Source organism: Arthrobacter sp. S39 (assembly GCF_004320525.1).
Classification (GTDB): domain Bacteria; phylum Actinomycetota; class Actinomycetes; order Actinomycetales; family Micrococcaceae; genus Arthrobacter.
In genome coordinates this window covers 103,844-125,434 of record NZ_SIHX01000008.1, presented here as the reverse complement: position 1 = coordinate 125,434, position 21,591 = coordinate 103,844, and the positions used below count along the sequence as shown (strand labels likewise).

Here is a 21,591-nt window from a genome sequence, read left to right as displayed (position 1 = left end):
CTTCCTTTTTGATGGGTTACGGAAGCGGCCGCGCACCCTGTGATGGGTACACGGCCGCTCTTTGGGGCGAGCTGATTTAGCCCCGGTTGTACATGACATGCTTGGTCCTGGAGAAGTCCTCCAGGGCGTAGATGGACAGATCCCGACCGTAGCCGGAGCCCTTGAAACCGCCCCACGGCACTTCATTGGCGATGACCAGGTGGGAGTTCACCCACACGGTGCCGAAGTCGAGGCGCCGCGGCACCGAAAGTGAACGCGAGGCATTGTTGGTCCAAACCGATGCCGCCAAACCGTAAACAGTCTCGTTGGCGCGCGTGATGGCTTCCTCATCGGAGCTGAAAGTCTCCACGGACACCACCGGCCCGAAGATCTCGGTGTACGTGATCGGGGCGCCGGCGGGGACATCAGTCACCACGGTCGGTTCGATGAAGTATCCCGGTCCTTCCAGGGCGTTGCCACCGACGGCGATGGTGTGGCCTTCCTTCCGGACATCGGCCAATGCTTCCAGGACTCTCTCGTAGTGGGCTTTGGAGATCATGGAACCGATTTCGACGTCGTCTCCCGCGCCGGGTGCCCCGATGGAAATCTCGCTGATTTCCCGGACCAGGAGCTCAGTGAACTCTTCTGCCACGGATTCGTGGACGAGGACACGGCACGCCGATCCGCATTCCTGGCCGCCGTTCCAGAAGCCCGCCTCACGGACGCCCTTGGCAGCGGCGGCGAGGTCGGCGTCGTCGAAAACCACCACGGGGGCCTTGCCGCCGAGTTCAAGGTGCACGCGCTTGACGGTGGAGGCAGCGTTCGCGGCAACCTTCTGCCCGCTTCCGACGCTTCCCGTAATGGCTACCAGGTCCACATCGGGGTGTTCGGAGAGGCGGTTGCCCACCACCCGACCCGGACCGGTGACGATATTTACGACGCCGGCAGGCACCTCGCCGGCGATGAGCTCAGCGAGCTTCAAGGTAGTCAGCGGCGTCTGCTCCGAGGGCTTCAGGACAAGGGTGTTGCCGGCGGCCAGGATGGGCGCGATCTTCCACACGGCCATCAGCAGCGGGTAGTTCCACGGCGTGATGACACCCACCACACCTACCGGCTCGCGGAAGACCACGGAGGTGTGGTTGTCCGCATAGTCGCCTGCGCCCAGAGCGGTGTAGGCCCTGGCGGCACCGGCGGAGAAACGGAACGTGTCGATGGCACTGGAGATGTCGTCTTCGGCGACGGCGGACGGCTTGCCGGTGTTGGCCGCTTCCAGGTTCTCCAAGAGCTCGCGGTTGGACTCGACGATGTCCGCGATCCGCAGCAGGACGGCGGAACGGTCTTTGGGCGTCTTTGTCGCCCACTCCGCCTTCGCCGCGACGGCAGCTGCCACAGCGGCGTCGACATCTTCCAGGGTGCCAGCCGGCACCTGGGTGATGACTTCTTCGGTAGCCGGATCGACGACGTCGACCGTTGCGTCCGAGGTGGAGCTGACGAACTCGCCTCCGATGAACTGCCCGAACGGTGGAAGGGACGGTGCCGGGAGGTTTCCCTCACGACGGACGCTGAAAACGGTCGTTTCTGTGGTGGTCATGGCGTTTGAATTCCTTTGTTTGGTGGCTACTTGGCAGCAGCGGCGGCGGACTTTTCGTTCTGGTGCTCCCAGAAGTCGGCGCCGTCGATGCCCAGGGCCTTCGGATCGAAAGTGGGATCGAGGCCGAGCTTCCGTTGCCGTTCGTAGTCCAGGTAGATCTTGCGGACCAGAGGGAAGAGGAACACCAGGCAGGTGAGGTTGACCCAGGCGATAAGGCCGAGCCCGATGTCTCCGGCCGCCCACATGAGTTTGGCGTTGACGATGGATCCGATGAACACGATGGCCAGGGTTCCGATCTTCAGGACGTTCTTCCAACCGTGCCCGGTCCGACCATCCAGCAGGTACAGGAGGTTGGAGTTGGCCACGTAGAAGTAGGCCAGGAGGCAGGTGAAACCGAAGAGCAAAACCGCGACGGCGACGAAGCCCGCGCCCCAGCCCGGCAGCATCGTGTCGATGGCTTCCTGGACCCAGTTGGCACCCACGGGAACACCCGGGATGTTGTTGACGAGGAATCCGCCGGCGCCGTCGGAGACGTTGTACTTGCCCGAGACCACCATCATGAGTCCGGTCGCCATGCAGATGAGCAGCACGTCAATGTAGATGCTGAATGTCTGGACCAGGCCCTGCTTGCCGGGGTGGGAGGTGCGCGCCGCAGCTGCGGCGAACGTTGCTTCACCCAGGCCGTTGGAGGAGGCGAAGACCGCCCGCCGGACACCCCAGGCTACTGCCGCTCCGGCGATGCCACCCATGACAGGGTGGATGCCTACGGCGGACTGGGAGATCAGGACAACGGCCTCGGGGACCTTGTCCACGTTGATGGCGATAACGGCCAAGGCCAGCAGGAGGTAGCCGATGGCCAGGACGGGAACCAGTCCCTGGGTGACCTTGACGACGCGGGTGGTACCGCCGATGATCACCAAACCGATCAACACGGTGACAAGGATGGCCGGGGCCCAGCTGGGCAGGCTGAACGCTTTCTCCGCGCTGGCCGCGATGGTGTTGACTTGGAGGCCCGGGAAGACGAACCCGTAGCCGATCACGCCCAGGACCGCCACGATGGCGCCGACCTTGGGAAGCTTCAGCCCGTACTTGATGTAATACGGCATGCCACCGATATCCTCGTTGGCCTTCTTGCGGTCTTCGTCCAGGACCTGGCGCTTGAAGGCCTGGGACAGGGTAGCTTCCGCGTAACCCACGGTGCAGCCGACCAGCCCGGTGATGGCCATCCATACCAGCGCTCCGGGCCCTCCTGCGCTTACCGCGGTTGCGACACCGGCGATGCTGCCAACGCCGACGCGGCTGGCCAGTGCCAGAACCAGTGCCTGGAACGAGGACAACCCCCCGTCGCCGTCCTGGGTCTCCTTGAGTTGACGCAGCATGTCCGGAATCCTCCGGAACTGGATGCCCTTGGTGGCTACCGAATAGGCGATACCCAAGCCAAGGACAACGTAGGCCATGGGCGCCCAGACCGCGTCGGAGACGCTTGAGAGGAACTCCGTAAAATCGAAGTCAGCCATGCCTTATCCGATGTTCTGTTTGAGCGAGGACAGCTTGGCCAGCGCCTGCTCGACCTTGGCGAGGTCATCGGCGTCGAGCCCTGCCGTCGGCCGCCGCGGCGATCCGGCCGGAAGGCCGGTCAGCGTGAGGCCGGCTTTGACGGCCGGGATGAACGGCACGGTCAGCAACGCGTCGATCACCGGGTAGACGGCGTTCCACAACTCACGGGCACCGGCAAGGTCACCCTCGGCGATCCGTTTGGTGACAGCCACGATTTCGTCGGGGACCACGTTCGCTGTGCCGGCCATAACGCCTGCTGCGCCTTCCGCGAGGGCGCTGTAGAGGTAGGCGTCCCAGCCAATGAAGGTGCCGATGACGTCGCTGTGGTGGTGAATGAGCTGCAGTGCCTGCTCCCAGTTGGCGCTGGAGTCCTTGATGTAGAGGATGTTCTCTACCTCCTCGGCCAGAGCGCGAACAGTGGCCGGATCCAGATTGACGCCGGTGACAGGCGGGATGTTGTAGAGCATCACCGGGATGCTGACCGAGCGTGCCACGTCCTTGATGTACGTAACAGTTTCTTCCAAGGAGAGCGGTTCGTAGTACGGGGTGATGAGCATCAGCACGTCGGCGCCGAGTTGCTCGGCGGCCTTGGACAGGCGGATCGCCTCAGCCGTGGAGGTAGCGCCGGTGTTCGCGATGACCGGGACGCGACCGTTGGTGTGCTCAACCACGGTCTTGATCAGCAGCAGTCGCTCCTCGGAGGACAACGCGCCCACCTCGCCGGTGGAGCCTGCGGCGACGACGCCGTCGACGCCGGCATCGATCGAGCGGTCCACGATCTGGCGCAACGTGGCGACGTCAATGGTCTCGTCCGGGTTGAACGGGGTGGAGAGAGCGGTCAGTACGCCGCGGAGTTCCTTGGACATGGGTGTTCCTCTTTCGATAGGGGTAGCTGTAGCGCTAAGAGTTGTGGGGATCAGGCGACGGCCGACAGGCCGGACTTGGGGGCCTGGCGATGGGTAGCCAGGACACTGGCAGCTTCCTGGGCGGCCGAGAAACCAGTGGTGATGGAGCTCTCTGTGTAAAGCGTGCCCAAGTAGTCACCCGCCAGGAAGACGCGGTTTGTTCCGCGCATCAAAGTGGACTGGAGTTTGGCCCGGCCCGGGAAGCAGTACGGGGAAGCGACTTTCCAACGGTCAGTCTGGGCTTCGACCACGCTGTCCGCAAAGCCGTGGCCGAGCACCTGGTCGAGGTCGGCAAGGTGGGTTTGGATGACTTCCTCATCGCTCTTGTCCAGCAGGGCCTTGCCCAGACTTGCCGGCGAGAAAGTCATAAAGCTGCCGCCGGGCTTGCGGACTGATTCGGTGCCTCGCACGATGCTCGCCTGATTCAAGGCGATGGCAAAGGAACGTTTGGGGGCTGCGATGGCATAAATGTCATCCCAGGGACGGGCCGAGGTTTCGTTGGTCAGGAACGCGGTGCTGACGTGCGGTCCGTACTTGATCTGGCTGAGCGCGCCCCGGAGGTCTTCAGGAAGATCCACGCCAACTTTGTGCGACACATCCGCCGTGGTGGCAAGTACCACCGTGCGGGCTTCCACTTCCAATTCCTTACCGCCTTGGGTGTAGCGGACCAAAACGGAGTCCTTCTTGTGCACCACTTCGTTGACGGTGGCGCCAAGTTGGACCCGCTCACCCAGCGCAGCGGCAATGGACTCCGTGAGAGTGGACGGCCCACCGACGATTCCCTGGCTAAGGCCTTGCCCGATCCCGAGCACAAGGCTGAAGTAGCCGATGCCGGCACCGGCCGAGATTTCGTCCATGTCCCCGGCTGAGCGAGTCACTGTGGTCTTGAACAGAGCAGCGGCGTCCTCTGAGAGGTCACCGATGAAATCCTGGAACGACTTGTTGTTTTCAAAGTCGTAGATGCGCTGCTGGCGCATGGAGCCGGATTCGCCGGCACGTTTGCGGACGACTCCGGTGTACTTAGCTACTCCGCTGACTACCTTGATGCCTGCCTTCAGCGTGTCGATGCGCGAAGACAGGGACATCGGGATGCGGAACGGGTACGTGGCGATGTGTCCTTCGCGGATGAACTTGCCGTTCATGGACAGGGCCTGCAGGGATCCCGGAATCTGGACAGCTGTGACGCCCACTTCGCCCAGCAGGGAGTCCGTGGAGGACCCGGCGCCTGCGAAGACGTGTCCGCCCCAGTTCAGCCAGTAGTTACCGCGGCGTTCCGAGCGGATGCGACCACCGACGCGGTGTTCAGACTCGAGCACTAGAGTGTCCCAGTGCCGCAAGCGCCACGCTGCTGAGAGTCCTGCGAGGCCGCCGCCGACAATTACTACGTCTTTCATGGGAATGAACTTTCTTCTTCGAGGGATCGCTGTCCACGGTCCCGAATGCTGTCTTCCTCGGCAGCTGGAGATCGGTTGGCGCCATGTCTGGTGAGGTAGGTATGAGGTGCATCCCAGGTGCTTGTGTGCCTGGTCACAACTAAAAGATACATCATTGTATGATTAATGCAATAGGTCTTATGGGTAAAAAAATGCCCGCCCGGCAGAATCTGCCAAGCGGGCGGGACGAGGAGGGTTTCTACGTCCTAAGAGTGACGAGCTTCCAAGGGAGCCTGGCTGGGCTCCCCGAAGAAACGTCCACTGAGCGATCCACGCGTTGCATGTCTTCCTCTACGAAGAGTGTTCCGGAGGCTATGCGGGCGTTGTTCGACGCGATGACGCGACCTGTCGGACCGAGAAGGACCACGGTGGGATCCTGGAGTTGGAGAGCACGGAGGAAAACGCCTTCAAGCTTTGCAAGGGTCAGGTCGCACCCGAGGACATGCGTTCCTTGAGGTGTTGCGGCCGGAACACACAGAGTGATGATGTTGACGTTGATGCCCCCAATGTCAACGTAAGGCCCCACAGCAAGGGGACTGCCGTTAGCGGTGGTCACAGCAAACCATTCGCGGGTGGTGTAGTCGTAGTAGTTCAACGACTCCGGGTTGAGGTCGTGCGTGACCCAGCGAGGCTCTCCCCCGGCCTGCGCAGCTCTCCACCACTCAAGCCACAGAGGCGCCTCGGGAAGGCTTCCGGGTGCGTACGCAATGCCGGCCCCAACAATCACCGCCGAGTGCCGGTTAATGAAAGCCGCCAGGTCCTGCTTGAGGAAAGCATAGGCACTCCGCCGTGGCACATCTGCCACCCGATCCGCGACGCCTGAAACCGTCGCGGCAATTTTTTCCAGATCATCGAAAACGGCGCCCACACTCGAAGAGATTGCTTCCGCTGTCCGTTCGAGAGCTTCATCCACTGCTGCCACGTTATGCACTTTCGTCGGACTCCATCGTCAATCGGAGGTGCTGCGCTATCAAGTACTCGGTCTCGGTCCGGGAATGCAGCTCCGCGGCGACCGCTGCCGCATCGGCATCACGTGCCCGGATCGCCTCCAGAATGGCTACGTGTTGCGCCTCCAGGACCTCCTGGCTGTCAGCCTGTGCAGGATGGCTCCACCAGAGTGTCATCAACTCTGCCTCCAGCTGCAGAGAAGCCGAGGTCAAGCGGCTCGATTGGGCGGCAACACTAACCGCAACGTGAAAACGGCTGTCCACCCGCCGCCTGGTGCGCTCGTCCTTCGTATCGCGATGTCTTTGAACCAAATCCTCAAGATGAGCGACGTTCTGGGCGTCGGCACGGCTGGCCGCCAGTCTGGCCGACATCGAAGAAATAGCGGCCCCAAGGTCGCCCAGGTCACGCAGTGATTCGGTGCTGGCGTCCCTGAGTTTCCGCTGGAGCTGGTTGTCCGTCAGATCGATTTGGCCCCGGATGACGCTCCCGCCGCTCCGGCCCCTGCTGGTTTCAATCAGGCCTTTAGTGCGCAACGCAGCGAGGGACTGACGAAGGGTGATAGGGGAAATGCCCAACTCTGCGGCCAAGACCGATTCCGTGGGGAGCCGGTCCCCTTCCGTCAGGATGCCCATGAGGATGGCGGTTTCAATCTGGTAGGATACCTGATCCGCCCGGCCGAGTCCTTCGGGCTCACTCCCACGGAGGAGGAGCAGGAGATCCAAGGCGCGGGTAGAGAGTGCCGTGCTCTCCATGGCAAACCCTCCTGTGAATGACGCCGGCGCAGGGCTGACGTCCATACGCTATTACCTTGAATTTTTACATATTTAGAATGCATTGGTAACAGCTTGGACGGCGCGCCTCAACGTGGAGTCGAAAAGTTCTGGCGAGGCGAAGCACTTCTTATTGCCGCAAATGAGGCGGACGATTTGTGTAGGCAGTCGTCAGGAGTGAGCAATGTCAGACGCGGAACAGTCAACCTCTGATCGCATCGATGCCTCAGCGGCAAACAAGCGACGGTTTTTGATCAGGATGGTCACCGTTCTAATTGGCGGCATGGTCTTGGACGGTTACGTCCTGGGCATCATCGGACCTGTGTCGGGGAGAATGGCCGATGACCTCCGGCTCGATGCGTTCTGGCAGGGTCTCATAGCCGCAGCCGCCCTTATCGGCATCCTGATTGGATCGCCGGTCGGCGGCTATGCCTCCGACAAATGGGGCCGGAAACCCATCTTCATGTTCGACATCGGACTGTTCGCGATCGCCTCAGGAATGCAGTTCTTCGTCGACTCAGCCATGCTACTCATCGTGGTGCGCTTGCTGATGGGCATCGCTATTGGCACAGAGTACGCAGTCGGATGGCCGATGATGGCGGAGTTTTCTCCGACCCATCTACGCGGCAAACTCATGGCCGCCATGGGCATCGCCTGGTACGGCGGTTTCATGATCGCGTTCCTGATCGGCCACTTATTGAACGAATACACCAACCTGAGTTGGCACTTCATTCTTGGCACCAGCACGTTCATAGCTGTTGCCATATTCCTTGGCCGCCTCGGGATGCCCGAGTCACCCCGATGGCTGTGGAGCGTCGGCCGCAAAGACGAAGCCCAGGCCCTTGCCACCAAGTATCTGCCGGACGATGCCCTGGACGACGTACGTCACGAAGACGTCCGCAAAGGCAGCTTCGGAATGCTGTTCTCCAAGCAGTACAGGCGCTCAACCCTCTTCATTTCGGGTTTCTGGTTCTGCGCCGTGACACCCTACTTCGCCATTGCCACATTCGCGGACAGCGTCCTGGAACAGTACGGCCTGGCCGGCGGCCTCGCCGGCGGAGTCGGGCTCTCCGCGATCGCCCTGGCCGGGGTCATCGTCACCTTCCTGCTCATCGAAAAAGCAGGGCGCCGCACGCTGACCGTCCCTCCCCAATGGCTGTGTACCGTAGTCCTCGCCATCATCGGGCTTTGGGCTGGCGCCCCGGCTATCGCCGTGCTCATCCTCTTCCTGGTGTTCTCCTTCTTCAACGCCGGCTACAACACCCTCACCAACGTCTACCCCGGAGAAGTCCTCCCCACCGAAATCCGCGGCATCGGAACCGGGTTCGCCGCCGCCGTTAGCCGGGTGGGAGCAGGCATCGGCATCTTCCTCATGCCCATGTCCATGGAATCCCTGGGGCCAGGCCCCACGATGCTGATCGCCGCTGCGGTCGCCCTCGCCGGCGCCGCGCTATCCCAGTGGCTCGCCCCCGAAACCAGGGGAAAATCACTGACCGAGGCCGCGGCCGGCTACGCGCACTAAGCATCCAACCGAAAGCCTCGGGACTCCATTCACGCGGCAAGGACAACTCGCCACCGAACGTCTCGACGTTCAGGTCCCGGCGCGGGCGCTCTCGGCGTCGCCGACGCTGGCAGTATGAAGGACAGAAGAGGCGGACGATTCCTCCCTCAAAGCACCCGGTCAACACTGTCGGCTGAGCTCTGACGTCGCCGCGGTGCTACAGACGGCACTTGCGAACGGGCGTCATGTCGCTCGGGCTCTTACACGCGATGGGTAGATGCAGGTCCAACAAGGGCAAGCAATGGCTGTGAGACGGATGCAGGTGTGGACAATGTCCACACCTCGTTTAGCCTGACAAAGCCTCAGCCAACTAAGTGTCCTCACCCAACAACGAGCCGACATCAACCTTTCGGACGAACGATTCCGAAAGTCATGTTGTGCTCAGCATCCCTACCAATGAAGAGGTGTAGGCCAACCACGACCTACCCGACAACTTGCGGGAGGAACGCATAAGCCCATCTCAAAGCAAGCGGAGGGCCCATCAGCCACGACCCTGAACCCGCTCCCCCACAACTGAACAGACCAACCGGCGGCCAGGCACAAGCCGGCACCACATCAGAGAGTCCTGTCAACAATTGTCAACACATTAAAGCAAAAACCCCCTCTGACGAGGGGGTATGCTGTGCCCGAGGTGGGACTCGAACCCACACACCTTTCGATACCGCATTTTGAGTGCGGCGCGTCTGCCAATTCCGCCACTCGGGCGCGGAATACATGGAGCAACAGGGTACGCCCACAGCTGATTGTGAGCAACGCGATCGCTTCACGTACGCGGAATTACTCTACATGCAGATAGGCTGAATTCCAGAATCGCGCCGTTGACGCCGCAAACGACCATGCAGATCAAAGTACAGGCGCGGGCACACCTAAGATAGTGATGTTCCCGCCGTACCTTTTCAAGGAGATCCCGTGACTGAACAGACGGAGTCAAAACCCACGTCCCAGCCGGCGCGCCGCGTCATTGTGGCTGAAGATGAAACCCTCATCCGCCTCGACATCATCGAAATCCTCCGCGGCGAAGGATACGAAGTTGTCGGCGAAGCAGACAACGGCGAGAAGGCCGTGCAGCTCGCCGAGGAACTCAAGCCCGACCTCGTCCTGATGGACGTGAAGATGCCCGTCATGGACGGCATCTCGGCCGCCGAGAAGATCGTCAAGGCCCGCATCGCCCCCGTGGTGCTGCTGACTGCCTTCAGCCAGAAGGAACTCGTGGAGCGTGCCCGCGACGCCGGCGCCATGGCCTACGTGGTCAAGCCTTTCACCCCCGCGGACCTCATCCCGGCCTTGGAGATCGCCCTCTCCCGCCACGAGGAAATCAAGGCCCTCGAAAGCGAGGTTTCGGACCTCCAGGAGCAGTTCGCCACCCGCAAGCTCGTGGAGCGCGCCAAGAGCCTGCTGACCACCAAGATGGGCCTCACCGAACCCGAGGCCTTCCGCTGGATCCAGAAGACCTCCATGGACCGCCGCCTCAGCATGCGCGAAGTCGCCGAGACCATCATCAACCAGGTCAACTAGCACCCGGACGCACGAAAAAGGACCCCTGCCAGCCGGCAGGGGTCCTTTTCGTTGGTCTGGGGTTTGATTGAGCCTGCCGGGATTTCGGCAGGCTCAATCACCGGTTCAAGAACCGGCCATCAGACTAGGACTTCTTCTTCTTTTCCGGCCACGGGCCGAGCTTTTCCTTATTCCCGGCTGCCTCGCCCGGGACGGTGGTGTCGGCGAGGTCGCCCACCTTGTGCACCTTCAGCGAGTTCGTGGAACCGGCCTTTCCGGGAGGGGAACCGGCAGCGATGACCACGAGGTCGCCATCCGTCACCAGTTCCATCTCCAGCAGGCTGCGGTCAACCTGGGCGGTCATCTCGTCGGTGTGGCCCACCATGGGGACCAGCACCGGCTGGATGCCCCAGGTCAGCGCCAACTGGTTCCACACGTGCTCCACCGGGGTGAACGCGAAAACCGGCTTGATCGGACGCAGGCGGGACAGGCGGCGCGCGGAATCACCGGACTGGGTGAAAGTACAGATGTACTTTGCGTCCAGCTGGTCGGCAATTTCGACGGCGGCACGGGTGATGGCGCCGCCACGGGTCTTGGGCTTGGTCCCCAGCGGCGGAACGCGCTCCAGGCCGTGGACCTCGGTGGATTCGATGATCCGGGCCATGACCTTGACGGTTTCGATCGGGTACTTGCCCACGCTGGTCTCGCCTGAGAGCATCACGGCGTCCGCACCGTCAAGAACGGCGTTGGCGCAGTCAGAGGCCTCCGCGCGGGTGGGGCGCGGATTGTCGATCATGGATTCGAGGACCTGGGTGGCCACGATGACCGGCTTGGCCCAGCGGCGTGCCAGTTCGATGGCGCGCTTCTGCACGATCGGCACTTCCTCGAGCGGAAGCTCAACGCCGAGGTCGCCACGGGCCACCATGATCGCATCGAACGCGTCGATGATCTCGTGGAGCTGCTCCACGGCCTGCGGCTTTTCGATCTTGGCGATGACCGGCACACGGCGGCCTTCTTCGTCCATGATCTCGTGCACGCGGACAATGTCCGACGCGTCACGGACGAACGAAAGAGCAACCAGGTCAACACCGCGGCGCATGGCCCAGCGAAGATCGTCCTCGTCCTTTTCGCTCAGCGCCGGAACGTTGACCGCAACGCCGGGCAGGTTGATGCCCTTGTTGTTGGACACCATGCCGCCCACGGTCACAACGGCGACAACCTTGACGTCGTCAACCTCGATGGCACGCAGCGCCACCTTGCCGTCGTCGATCAGCAGGGCATCGCCCACGTTGACGTCTTCGGTGAGGCTCTTCAGCGTGGTGGAGCAGATGTCCTTGGTGCCCGGAACATCCGCGGTGGTGATCGTGAAGATATCGCCCTCGGTGAGGGCGTGGGGACCGTCCACAAAGCGGCCGAGGCGGATCTTGGGACCCTGCAGGTCAGCCATGATGGCAACCGGCTTGCTCAGGTCGGCGGCTGCCTTGCGCACGTTCTCATAGGTGTTGTCATGCACGGAGTAATCGCCGTGGCTCATGTTCATCCGGGCAACGTCCACGCCGGCCTCGAGTACCGCAAGGGTGTTCTCGTAGCTGGCGATGGCCGGGCCGAAAGTGGCCACAATTTTTGCGCGTCTCATATACCTACCCTAGTAGTTTGCTGCATTGATTAAGTTGTTGCGGAGGTGAACCCGCGGCGAACTGCACGGGCGTCAGAGAACCGCCATTGCACGGTCCGTCGGAGCCACCGGGGCAGGCAGGATGGTGCTGCCCATGAGGAACTTGTCCACGGCGGCGGCGCATGCCCGGCCTTCGGCGATGGCCCACACAATGAGCGACTGCCCGCGGCCGGCGTCTCCGGCGACGAAGATGCCCTCGGTGTTGGTCATGTAGTAACCGTCGCGGGACACGTTTCCGCGACCGTCGAAATCAGCGCTGACCTGCTCGCTGATTCCTGCCGGCTCGGCGCCGGTGAAGCCCAGGGACAGGAACACCAGGTCCGCCGGGACAATCCGCTCGGTACCGGCTTTGGGGAGCCGCTTACCGTCAACGAATTCAGTTTCGGCAACCTTCACGCCGGTGAGCTTGCCGTTCTCGCCCACAAACTCCACGGTGGACGCGAGGTACGTGCGTTCGCCGCCCTCCTCGTGCGCGCTGGCCATTTCGAACAGCGTGGGGAACGTCGGCCAGGGCTGGTGCCCGGCGCGTTCCGACGGCGGCTGCTTGCCGATGGCCAGTGTGGTCACCGACGCGGCGCCATGGCGGTGCGCGGTGCCGAGGCAGTCAGCACCGGTGTCGCCGCCGCCCAGGATCACCACGTGCTTGCCCTTGGCGTGGATCTGGTTCTCGACGGTCTCCCCCGCCACCACGCGGTTGGCCGGTACGAGGTAGTCCATGGCGTAGTGCACGCCGTCGAGGTCGCGGCCCGGGATGGGCAGGTCACGCGGGACGGTGGCGCCGGTGGCGATCACGACGGCGTCATAGCGGCGGCGAAGCTGCTCCCACGTCACGTCGGAGCCCACGGCGACGCCGGTGCGGAAGCGGGTGCCTTCCGCCTTCATCTGCTCGATGCGGCGGTCCACCTGCTCCTTCTCCATTTTGAAGTCGGGAATGCCGTACCGGAGGAGGCCGCCGATCTTGTCGTCACGCTCGTACACTGCAACAGTGTGTCCCACGCGGGTCAGCTGCTGGGCCACGGCCAGGCCGGCAGGACCGGAGCCGACGACGGCAACGGTCTTTCCGGTCAGGCGCGTCGGAGGCAGCGGGTTGACCCAGCCGTTCTCGAACGCTTCGTCGATGATGGACACTTCAACCTGCTTGATGGTTACTGCAGGCTGGTTGATCCCCAGCACGCAGGACGCTTCGCAGGGTGCCGGGCAGAGCCGGCCGGTCCACTCAGGGAAGTTGTTGGTGGCATGAAGCCGCTCAATTGCTTCTTCGCCCTTGTCCCGCCAGGTGAGGTCGTTCCACTCCGGAATCAGGTTGCCCAGCGGGCAGCCCTGGTGGCAGAACGGGACGCCGCAGTCCATGCAGCGGCCGGCCTGTGCCTTCAGGACACCCTTTTCCTGGGCCTCATAGACTTCCTTCCAGTCCATGATGCGGACCGGAACCGGACGGCGCGGCTGGGTTTCACGCTGGCGTACTTTCAGAAATCCGCGTGGATCAGCCACCGGTCACCTCCAGGATTCGAGACCATACTTCTTCGCCGTCAGGGTCAAGGCCCTCTTCGATGGCGTCGAGACGGGTTTGCAGGACTGCCGCGTAGTCGCGCGGCAAGACTTTGGTTATGCGGGCAGCGGTGTCGTCGAAGTTCTCGAGCAGCCGCTGGGCGTGAAGCGACTCCGTCTCCTCGACATGCTTGACCAGCAGGCCGTGGACAATGTCCCGGTCCTCGGCGTCAAGCTCGCGGAGCTGGAGTTCGCCGGACTGCAGGGCATCCTTGTTCACGCGGGTGGTCTGCAGGTCCAGCACGTAGGCGGTGCCGCCGGACATGCCGGCGCCGAAGTTGCGTCCGGTGCGGCCGATGATCAGCGTCTGGCCGCCGGTCATGTATTCGCAGCCGTGGTCCCCGATGCCTTCAACAACGGCGGTCGCGCCGGAGTTGCGGACCAGGAAGCGTTCGCCCACCTGGCCGCGCAGGAACATTTCGCCGCTGGTGGCGCCGTAGCCGATCACGTTGCCGGCGATGACGTTGCTTTCCGCCTTGAACACGTTGGTGCGGTCCGGCCGGACGATGATCCGTCCACCGGAGAGGCCCTTGCCCACGTAGTCGTTCGAGTCGCCGAACAGGCGCAGCGTGATGCCGGCAGGCAGGAAGGCACCCAGCGACTGGCCCGCGGTACCGGTCAGCGTGATGTCGATCGTGTCCGTCGCCAGCAGGTCCGTGCTGAACGTCTTGGTCACGACGTGGCCCAGCATGGTGCCCACCGAGCGGTCGGTGTTGATGACGTCCACCGCGATCTTCACCGGGCTGCGGTCAGTCAGCGCCTCGGTGGCCATGGTGATCAGGCGCTGGTCGAAGTGCTTGTCCAGCTCATGGTTCTGCGAGGTCAGGTTGCGCAGCGGCGCGTCGTCGTCGAACTCGAGTCCGTGCAGGATCGGGTCCAGGTCCAGGCCGTCGGCCTTCCAGTGGTTGATCGCCTCACGGGCATCCAGCACCTCGGCGTGGCCGATCGCCTCCTCGATGCTCCGGAAGCCAAGTTCCGCGAGGATCTCGCGGACTTCCTCGGCCAGGAATTCGAAGAAGTTGACCACGAACTCGGGCTTGCCGGTGAACCGGGCCCGCAGCTCGGGGTTCTGCGTCGCAACACCCACGGGGCAGGTGTCCAGGTGGCAGACGCGCATCATGATGCAGCCTTCCACCACCAGCGGTGCCGTGGCGAAACCGAACTCTTCGCCGCCGAGCAGCGCAGCAATGACAACGTCGCGGCCGGTCTTGAGCTGGCCGTCCACCTGCACCACCACGCGGTCGCGCAGGCCGTTGAGCATCAGGGTCTGCTGGGTCTCCGCGAGCCCCAGCTCCCACGGCACCCCGGCATGCTTCAGCGAGTTCAGCGGGGAGGCACCCGTGCCGCCGTCATGGCCGGAGACGAGTACGACGTCGGCCTTGGCTTTGGTGACACCGGCGGCAACCGTGCCGATCCCCACTTCGGAGACGAGCTTGACGTGCACGCGGGCCGAGGGGTTGGCGCGCTTCGCATCGTAGATGAGCTGCGCGAGGTCCTCGATGGAGTAGATGTCGTGGTGCGGGGGCGGGGAAATGAGTCCGACGCCGGGGGTCGAGTGGCGCGTCCGGGCAACCCAGGGGTAGACCTTCTGCGCCATCAGCTGGCCGCCTTCGCCGGGCTTGGCACCCTGCGCCATCTTGATCTGGATATCGTCCGCGTTGCTCAGGTACAGGCTGGTGACGCCGAACCGGCCCGAGGCGATCTGCTTCACGGCAGAACGGCGCTTCGGGTCCAGCAGGCGGTCAACGTCCTCGCCGCCTTCACCGGTGTTGGACTTGCCGCCCAGCTGGTTCATGGCGATCGCGAGCGTCTCGTGGGCTTCCTTGGAGATGGACCCGTAGCTCATGGCACCGGTGGAGAAGCGCTTGACGACGCTGGAGACGGGCTCCACCTCTTCAAGCGGAACAGCGGGACGGTCGTTCTTGAACTTGAGGAGCCCGCGCAGGGTCATCAGGTTCTCGGACTGGTCGTCCACACCGCGGGTGTAGGACTTGAAGATGTCGTAGCGGCGCTCACGCGTGGCGTGCTGCAGGCGGAAGACGGTCTCCGGGTTGAACAGGTGCGGCTCGCCGTCGCGGCGCCACTGGTATTCGCCGCCGCCCAGGAGTGGGCGGTGCGGCTGCTCGATGCCGCCTTCGGGGTAGGCCATCTGGTGCCGCGCGGAAACCTCGGCGGCGATGACGTCAAGGCCCACGCCACCCAGCTGCGAGTGCGTTCCGGCGAAGAATTCATCCACCAGTTCCTGTCCGAGGCCCAGGGCTTCGAACGTCTGCGCGCCGGTGTAGGACGCAACGGTGGAGATGCCCATCTTGGACATGATCTTCAGGACACCCTTGCCAAGGCCCTTGATGAGGTTGTAGACGCCGTCCTGCGGGGTGACCCCAACAACGTCGCCGGCAGTGATGAGCTGCTCCACCGATTCCATGGCCAGGTACGGGTTCACGGCAGACGCGCCGTAGCCGATCAGGACAGCCACGTGGTGCGTCTCGCGGACGTCGCCGGCCTCGACCACCAGGGCGGTCTTGGTGCGGTTGGCGCTGCGCAGCAGGTGGTGGTGCACGGCGCTGACCAGCAGCAGCGAAGGAATCGGGGCCCACTGCGCGTTCGAGTCGCGGTCGGACAGCACAACATACTGCACGCCGCGGTTGATCGCGCCGGAGACCTGCTCGCAGATCTCGGTGAGCCGGGCACGCAGCGCGTTCTCGCCGCCCTCGGGGCGGTAAAGGCCGCGGACCTTCATGGCCACGCGGTCGCCGTCGGGCGTTTCGATATTGGCGATCTTGGCGAGCTGGTCGTTGTTGATCACCGGGAACGGCAGCATGACCTGCGGCTGGCGGACCTGCTTGGTGTCCAGCAGGTTGCCGTTCGGGCCGATGGCGCACGTCAGCGACGTGACCAGCTCTTCACGGATGGCATCCAGCGGCGGGTTGGTGACCTGCGCGAAGGACTGCACGAAGTAGTCGAACAGCAGGCGGGGGCGCTTGGACAGCACGGCCACCGGGGTGTCCGAACCCATGGCGCCCAGCGGCTCTGCGCCGGTGCGGGCCATCGGGCCGAGCAGGATCTTCAGCTCTTCGGTGGTGTAGCCGAAGGTCCGCTGCCGGATGTTGACCGACGCGGCCGTGTGGACCACGTGCTCGCGCTCGGGGAGGTCGTTGAGGTCGATCAGGTTGTCCTTGACCCACTCGGCCCAGGGGTTGGCCGCGGCCACCTCGGCCTTGACCTCTTCGTCGTCGATGATGCGGCCGGTGTCGGTGTCCACCAGGAACATCTTGCCCGGGGAAACGCGGCCCTTCTTAACAATCTTGGAAGCCTCGACGTCGATGACACCTACCTCGGAGGCGAAGACGATCAGGCCGTCCTCGGTGATCCAGTAGCGTCCGGGGCGCAGGCCGTTGCGGTCCAGGGTGGCGCCGACGAGGTTGCCGTCGGTGAAGGACACGGCGGCGGGGCCGTCCCACGGTTCCATCAGCAGGGAGTGGTACTCGTAGAACGCACGACGTGCCGGATCCATGGTGGCGTGGTTTTCCCAGGCCTCGGGGATCATCATCATGATCGAGTGCGTGATGGGGCGGCCGGAGAGCCACAGCAGCTCGGCTACCTCGTCGAAGGACGCGGAGTCGGACGCACCGGGAGTACAGATGGGGTACAGCTCTTCGGGCGAGTCCCCCAGCAGCGGGTTGGCCAGCTGGGACTGGCGGGCGCGCATCCAGTTCCGGTTGCCCTTGACGGTGTTGATCTCACCGTTGTGGGCAATGGTGCGGAACGGCTGGGCCAGCGGCCAGGACGGGAACGTGTTGGTGGAGAAGCGCGAGTGGACGATCGCCAGCTTGGTCTTGAAGCGCTTGTCCGAGAGGTCCGGGTAGAACGGCTCGAGCTGGGCCGTGGTGAGCATGCCCTTGTAGACGATGGTCCGGGAGGACAGCGACGGGAAGTAGACGCCGTACTTGTTCTGGGCGCGCTTGCGGATCCGCCAGGCGCGGGAGTCCAGCTCGTTGCGGTCCAGCTCTTCGCCCGTGGCCGAGGCAAGGAAGGGCTGGGAGAAGTAGGGCATGCAGGCGCGCGCCATGGCGCCGACGAGGTCGGCGACGATGGGGACTTCACGCCAGCCCAGGACGGTCAGGCCCTCGTCGGCGGCGAGGCCTTCGATACCGGCCTTGGCGGCATCGGCTTCGCGCTGCTCCGCAGGCAGGAAGGCGGTGCCGGCCACATACTGGCCGGGCGCAGGAAGTTCGAATTCAGAGACGGCACGGAAGAACTCGTCAGGGATCTGCATGAGCAGGCCTGCGCCGTCGCCGGTGCCTTCGTCGGCGCCCACGGCACCGCGGTGCTCGAGGTTGCGCAGGGCGGTCAGGGCGGCGTCGACGATGTCGTAGCCGGGCTCACCGCGGAGGGTGGCGATGATCGCAAGGCCACAGGCGTCCTTCTCCTGCTCCGGGTTGTACAGGCCGCGGGCCTCCGGCAGGGACGCAAAGCGCTTGAACGGCGACATGGCAGCCTCAGGCTGGTCCGGTTCGGACCAGCTGGGAGTGTGAAGAGTTTGGCTCATGGGAGACGTCCTTCCTCCTGATCGTGCGTATGGAAGGGACACCGTTGGCCCCACTCAGAGCGCCTCTGTGATGGGCACAACAAAGTGTTACTTACTGGAAATTGTAGGTCAGCACGGCCTGCTGAACTAACAGTTACGCAGGCCCCCGACCCGGGCTTGACCGGCCAGCAGCTCTATGCTGGTCCGGGGCAGTCCCGATGCCACGACGCTGTGGTGTTTGGGCGCTGCGAGCGGTGGCTCTGCGACCCTGCTTGACGGCTGGCTACTTGGTACTGCCAGCCTCCGGCGCGGTCCCCGCGGCTTTGCCGCCGGAGCTTTCGGCCGCCGGCGATTCCGTGAGGGTCTGCCCGCCAGCCGAAGTTTCCGGCTCCTCTTCCGTTGGGGTGGAAGGGCGCCTGGAACCGCTTTGGTTATCAGGGAGATTATCACGCGATTCACTATCTGAGACAACAGGGTCCGTATCACGGACCGGTTCGGCCCCGTCTTCGGGCCCCTCGACGGCGGGTTCCCGGCCGTCCAGATAGACACTGTCCGGCTCCGGCCTGCCCTTCATTCCAAGGAGGACAAAGACAGCCAGCGCCACCACGAATACCAGGATGCTGGTCCAGACGTTCAGCCGGGCGGTGATGCCGAAGAGGTTGATCTGCTCCGCGTCATCGATGCGCATGGCTTCGATCCAGACCCGGCCCAGGGTGTAGTACATGGCGTAGGCCCAGAAGAGGCGGCCGCGGCGGAAGTGGAATCTCCGGTCCAGGGCCAGCAGGATCAGGACGCCGGCGATGTTCCACAGCGATTCGTACAGGAAGGTCGGGTGGAACAGCGTGTCCGCCGGCAACCCGGCAGGGAAGTTGGCGTTGTCCGCATCCACCTGCAGGCCCCAGGGAAGGGTGGTGGGCCCGCCGAAGAGTTCCTGGTTGAAGTAGTTGCCCCAGCGGCCCACGGCCTGTGCCAGCAGCAGCCCGGGGGCAGCGGCGTCCAGGAACGCGGTGAGCTTCACGCCTGACTTGCGGCAGCCGATCCAGGCACCCACGACACCGAGCACGACGGCACCCCAGATGCCCAGGCCGCCCCGCTGGATCTGCGGGATCAGCCACAGATCCCCGGTGCCGTCAAAGCCGGGTCCGAAGTACGCATCCGGGGAGGACACCACGTGGTACAGGCGCCCGCCGATGATGCCGAACGGGATGGCCCAGATGACGATGTCCCAGACGCTTCCCTCCGGCGCTCCACGCCGTGCCCAGCGGACGGACGTGAGCCACAGGCCCACGATGATGCCCGCCAGGATGCACAGGGCGTAGGCATGGATGCGCAGCGTACCCCACGGCAGCGGGATGTCGAAGCCGGACCAGTCCGGACTCGGGATGCTCGCCGGCACCATGGCCGCGGCGTGGAGGATGGTCTGCATAGGGGCTACTTCCTGGTCAGTCCGGTGCTGAGGTCTTTGGTCAGCTTCGCCACGGCGTCCACGCCGCCGTCCCTGATGGCCGCCACAAGGGCGGTGCCCACGATCACGCCGTCGGCGTAGGCTGCGATCTCTGCCACCTGGTCCGCGTTGGAAACTCCGAGGCCCACGCAGACGCGTTCGGCGCCGGCACCCTTGGCCGCAGCAACGACGCCCTCGGCAGCCGAGCTGACGGAGGACCGTGCGCCCGTGACACCCATGATCGAGACCGCGTACACAAAGCCGCGGCTGGCCTCCACCGTGCGCTTCATGCGCTCCGGGGACGACGACGGCGCCACCAGGAACACCCGGTCCAGGCCGTACTTGTCGGATGCTTCCATCCATTCCGCGGCCTCGTCGGGGATGAGGTCGGGAGTGATCAGGCCGGCCCCGCCGGCTTCGGCGAGGCGGCGGGAGAACTCGTCCACGCCCATCCGGACCACCGGGTTCCAGTAGGTCATGACCAGCACGGCGGCGTCGGTCTGGCTGGTGATGCCGGCAACGACGTCGAAGACCTGGCGGACCGCGAAGCCGTTGGCCAGCGCCTCGGTGGTGGCGGCCTGGATGACCGGGCCGTCCATGACCGGGTCCGAGTACGGGATGCCGATCTCGATCAGGTCGGCGCCGTTGCGCGCCAGGGCGACGCCCGCGGCGATGGTGTCCTCAACGGTGGGGTAGCCGGCAGGCAGGTAGCCGATCAGTGCCGACCGCCCTTCTGCGCGGGCCTTGTCGATGGCGATTGCCGATTTGCTGGTGCTGCTGGTGTTCTGAACGCCGGTCACAGCTGCTCCCCTTCCTTGCCGATGGCGGCCTCTGCGGAATCCTTGTCCAGCAGGTCGAACCACTCCGCTGCGGTGGCAACGTCCTTGTCACCGCGGCCGGACAGGTTCACGATCACGATCTTCTCTGCTGCCCCGGCGGCGCCGGTCTCTGCCGCCAGCCGCTGGCCCACCTTGATGGCTCCGGCGAGGGCGTGCGAGGACTCGATGGCGGGAATGATGCCCTCGGTGCGGCACAGGAGCCGGAAGGCCTCCATGGCTTCGCTGTCCGTGATCGGCTCGTAGCTGACGCGTCCGATGTCGGCGAGGTAGGAGTGCTCCGGGCCAACGCCCGGGTAGTCCAGGCCTGCGGAGATGGAGTGGGACTCGATCGTCTGGCCGTCGTCGTCCTGCATGAGGTAGGAGCGTGCGCCGTGCAGCACGCCGGGCTTGCCGAGGGTGATGGTGGCTGCGTGCCGGCCGGTTTCGACGCCGTCCCCGCCTGCCTCGAAGCCGTAGATCTTCACCGAGGGGTCATCCAGGAAGCCGTGGAAGATGCCGATGGCGTTTGAACCGCCACCGATGCAGGCGCAGACGGCGTCAGGAAGGCGGCCGGCCTGCTCGATGATCTGGGCGCGGGCTTCCTCTCCGATGACCTCGTGGAAGTAGCGGACCATGGCCGGGAACGGGTGCGCGCCGGCGGCCGTGCCCAGCAGGTAGTGGGTGTTGCCGACGTTGGCCACCCAGTCGCGGAGCGCCTCGTTGATGGCGTCCTTGAGGGTCTGCGATCCGTTGGTCACGGGGATCACGGTGGCGCCGAGGAGTTCCATCCGGGCCACATTCAGGGCCTGGCGGCGGCAGTCTTCAGCGCCCATGTAGACAACGCATTCCAGCCCCAGCAGCGCGGCGGCCGTGGCGCTGGCCACGCCGTGCTGGCCTGCACCGGTCTCGGCGATGACGCGGGTCTTCCCCATGCGCTTGGCCAGCAGGGCCTGGCCCAGGACGTTGTTGATCTTGTGCGAGCCGGTGTGGTTCAGGTCCTCGCGCTTGAGGAAGATCCGCACTCCCCCGGCATGCTCGGCAAAACGCTTCGCCTCCGTCAGCAGGGAGGGCCGGCCCGAGTAGTTCTTGTTCAGCTCGGCGATCTGCGCGATGAAATCAGGATCGGCCTTGGCCTTTTCGAACGTGTCCTCAAGCTCGTCCAGGGCCGCGATCAGAGACTCAGGCATCCACCGGCCCCCGTACGAGCCAAAGTAGGGTCCCGGGGCGTGCTTGAGGGAGCCGCCCTGCAGGAATGCATCCACCGAGCCTTCGTCAGAGCCGGCTGTCGGCGCTTCGGCCATCAGTCTCACCATCCTGTTCACTTTTTCACTAATGAGTTC

The 21,591-nt window shown here is 64.2% G+C and carries 14 protein-coding genes and 1 tRNA gene; 2 read left to right on the top strand and 13 right to left on the bottom strand.

The annotated features are described in order from the left end of the window. Positions 1 to 76 precede the first annotated feature (76 nt). The 6 genes from EYS21_RS16515 to EYS21_RS16490 form a co-directional block, all read right to left on the bottom strand. Positions 77 to 1,570, bottom strand: coding sequence for an aldehyde dehydrogenase family protein (locus EYS21_RS16515; protein ID WP_131134328.1), 1,494 nt, complete (start codon positions 1,568 to 1,570; stop codon positions 77 to 79). Positions 1,571 to 1,596: 26 nt separating this feature from the next. Continuing rightward, positions 1,597 to 3,087: an alanine/glycine:cation symporter family protein gene (locus EYS21_RS16510; RefSeq protein WP_131134327.1), complete on the bottom strand. Its 1,491-nt coding sequence runs from the start codon at positions 3,085 to 3,087 to the stop codon at positions 1,597 to 1,599. Positions 3,088 to 3,090: 3 nt separating this feature from the next. Then, entirely contained in the window at positions 3,091 to 3,993 is a 903-nt protein-coding gene (gene dapA / locus EYS21_RS16505) for a 4-hydroxy-tetrahydrodipicolinate synthase (protein WP_131134326.1), read from the bottom strand. A gap of 50 nt (positions 3,994 to 4,043) precedes the next feature. Next, positions 4,044 to 5,426 (bottom strand): NAD(P)/FAD-dependent oxidoreductase, encoded by a 1,383-nt coding sequence (locus EYS21_RS16500; protein WP_131134325.1) that lies wholly within the window; start codon positions 5,424 to 5,426, stop codon positions 4,044 to 4,046. A gap of 238 nt (positions 5,427 to 5,664) precedes the next feature. Further along, complete coding sequence (locus EYS21_RS16495; RefSeq protein ID WP_131134324.1) at positions 5,665 to 6,387, bottom strand: cache domain-containing protein; 723 nt, start codon at positions 6,385 to 6,387, stop codon at positions 5,665 to 5,667. Between the two features lies 1 nt (position 6,388). Further along, positions 6,389 to 7,165, bottom strand: a complete 777-nt coding sequence (locus EYS21_RS16490) for an FCD domain-containing protein (RefSeq protein WP_165478334.1) — start codon at positions 7,163 to 7,165, stop codon at positions 6,389 to 6,391. Positions 7,166 to 7,367: 202 nt separating this feature from the next. Between EYS21_RS16490 and EYS21_RS16485 the strand changes: the two genes are divergently transcribed. Next, the gene (locus EYS21_RS16485; RefSeq protein ID WP_131134322.1) at positions 7,368 to 8,705 is read left to right on the top strand and encodes an MFS transporter; all 1,338 of its coding nucleotides are present in this window, start codon (positions 7,368 to 7,370) and stop codon (positions 8,703 to 8,705) included. Positions 8,706 to 9,367: 662 nt separating this feature from the next. On the opposite strand, the gene EYS21_RS16480 is transcribed toward EYS21_RS16485, so the two are convergent. Then, positions 9,368 to 9,449 (bottom strand) — tRNA-Leu (locus EYS21_RS16480). A gap of 204 nt (positions 9,450 to 9,653) precedes the next feature. Here EYS21_RS16480 and EYS21_RS16475 point away from each other — a divergent pair. Next, positions 9,654 to 10,259, top strand: coding sequence for a response regulator (locus EYS21_RS16475; protein ID WP_131134321.1), 606 nt, complete (start codon positions 9,654 to 9,656; stop codon positions 10,257 to 10,259). A 124-nt stretch (positions 10,260 to 10,383) separates the two neighbouring features. Here the strand turns inward: EYS21_RS16475 and pyk are convergent, their stop codons facing one another. From pyk to trpB, 6 genes are all read right to left on the bottom strand, one after another. Beyond that, positions 10,384 to 11,874 (bottom strand): pyruvate kinase, encoded by a 1,491-nt coding sequence (pyk, locus tag EYS21_RS16470; RefSeq protein WP_131134320.1) that lies wholly within the window; start codon positions 11,872 to 11,874, stop codon positions 10,384 to 10,386. A 72-nt stretch (positions 11,875 to 11,946) separates the two neighbouring features. After that, entirely contained in the window at positions 11,947 to 13,404 is a 1,458-nt protein-coding gene (locus EYS21_RS16465) for a glutamate synthase subunit beta (RefSeq protein ID WP_131134319.1), read from the bottom strand. Further along, a complete protein-coding gene (gltB, locus tag EYS21_RS16460) occupies positions 13,397 to 18,010 on the bottom strand; it encodes a glutamate synthase large subunit (RefSeq protein WP_131134318.1) in 4,614 nt (1,537 codons plus the stop codon). The genes EYS21_RS16465 and gltB overlap by 8 nt, the downstream gene beginning before the upstream one ends. A 262-nt stretch (positions 18,011 to 18,272) precedes the next feature. Continuing rightward, entirely contained in the window at positions 18,273 to 19,415 is a 1,143-nt protein-coding gene (gene lgt, locus EYS21_RS16455) for a prolipoprotein diacylglyceryl transferase (RefSeq protein ID WP_131134317.1), read from the bottom strand. Between the two features lie 5 nt (positions 19,416 to 19,420). Then, positions 19,421 to 20,233, bottom strand: a complete 813-nt coding sequence (trpA, locus tag EYS21_RS16450; RefSeq protein WP_131134316.1) for a tryptophan synthase subunit alpha — start codon at positions 20,231 to 20,233, stop codon at positions 19,421 to 19,423. After that, entirely contained in the window at positions 20,230 to 21,552 is a 1,323-nt protein-coding gene (trpB, locus tag EYS21_RS16445) for a tryptophan synthase subunit beta (protein WP_131134420.1), read from the bottom strand. The genes trpA and trpB overlap by 4 nt, the downstream gene beginning before the upstream one ends. Between the last annotated feature and the right edge of the window lie 39 nt (positions 21,553 to 21,591).

Bases quoted from the DNA above. Each gene is read 5' to 3' on its own strand.
- EYS21_RS16515 (WP_131134328.1), bottom strand. From the start codon at position 1,570: ATGACCACCACAGAAACGACCGTTTTCAGCGTCCGTCGTGAGGGAAAC.
- EYS21_RS16510 (WP_131134327.1), bottom strand. From the start codon at position 3,087: ATGGCTGACTTCGATTTTACGGAGTTCCTCTCAAGCGTCTCCGACGCG.
- dapA (WP_131134326.1), bottom strand. From the start codon at position 3,993: ATGTCCAAGGAACTCCGCGGCGTACTGACCGCTCTCTCCACCCCGTTC.
- EYS21_RS16500 (WP_131134325.1), bottom strand. From the start codon at position 5,426: ATGAAAGACGTAGTAATTGTCGGCGGCGGCCTCGCAGGACTCTCAGCA.
- EYS21_RS16490 (WP_165478334.1), bottom strand. From the start codon at position 7,165: ATGGAGAGCACGGCACTCTCTACCCGCGCCTTGGATCTCCTGCTCCTC.
- EYS21_RS16485 (WP_131134322.1), top strand. From the start codon at position 7,368: ATGTCAGACGCGGAACAGTCAACCTCTGATCGCATCGATGCCTCAGCG.
- pyk (WP_131134320.1), bottom strand. From the start codon at position 11,874: ATGAGACGCGCAAAAATTGTGGCCACTTTCGGCCCGGCCATCGCCAGC.
- gltB (WP_131134318.1), bottom strand. From the start codon at position 18,010: ATGAGCCAAACTCTTCACACTCCCAGCTGGTCCGAACCGGACCAGCCT.
- lgt (WP_131134317.1), bottom strand. From the start codon at position 19,415: ATGCAGACCATCCTCCACGCCGCGGCCATGGTGCCGGCGAGCATCCCG.
- trpB (WP_131134420.1), bottom strand. From the start codon at position 21,552: ATGGCCGAAGCGCCGACAGCCGGCTCTGACGAAGGCTCGGTGGATGCA.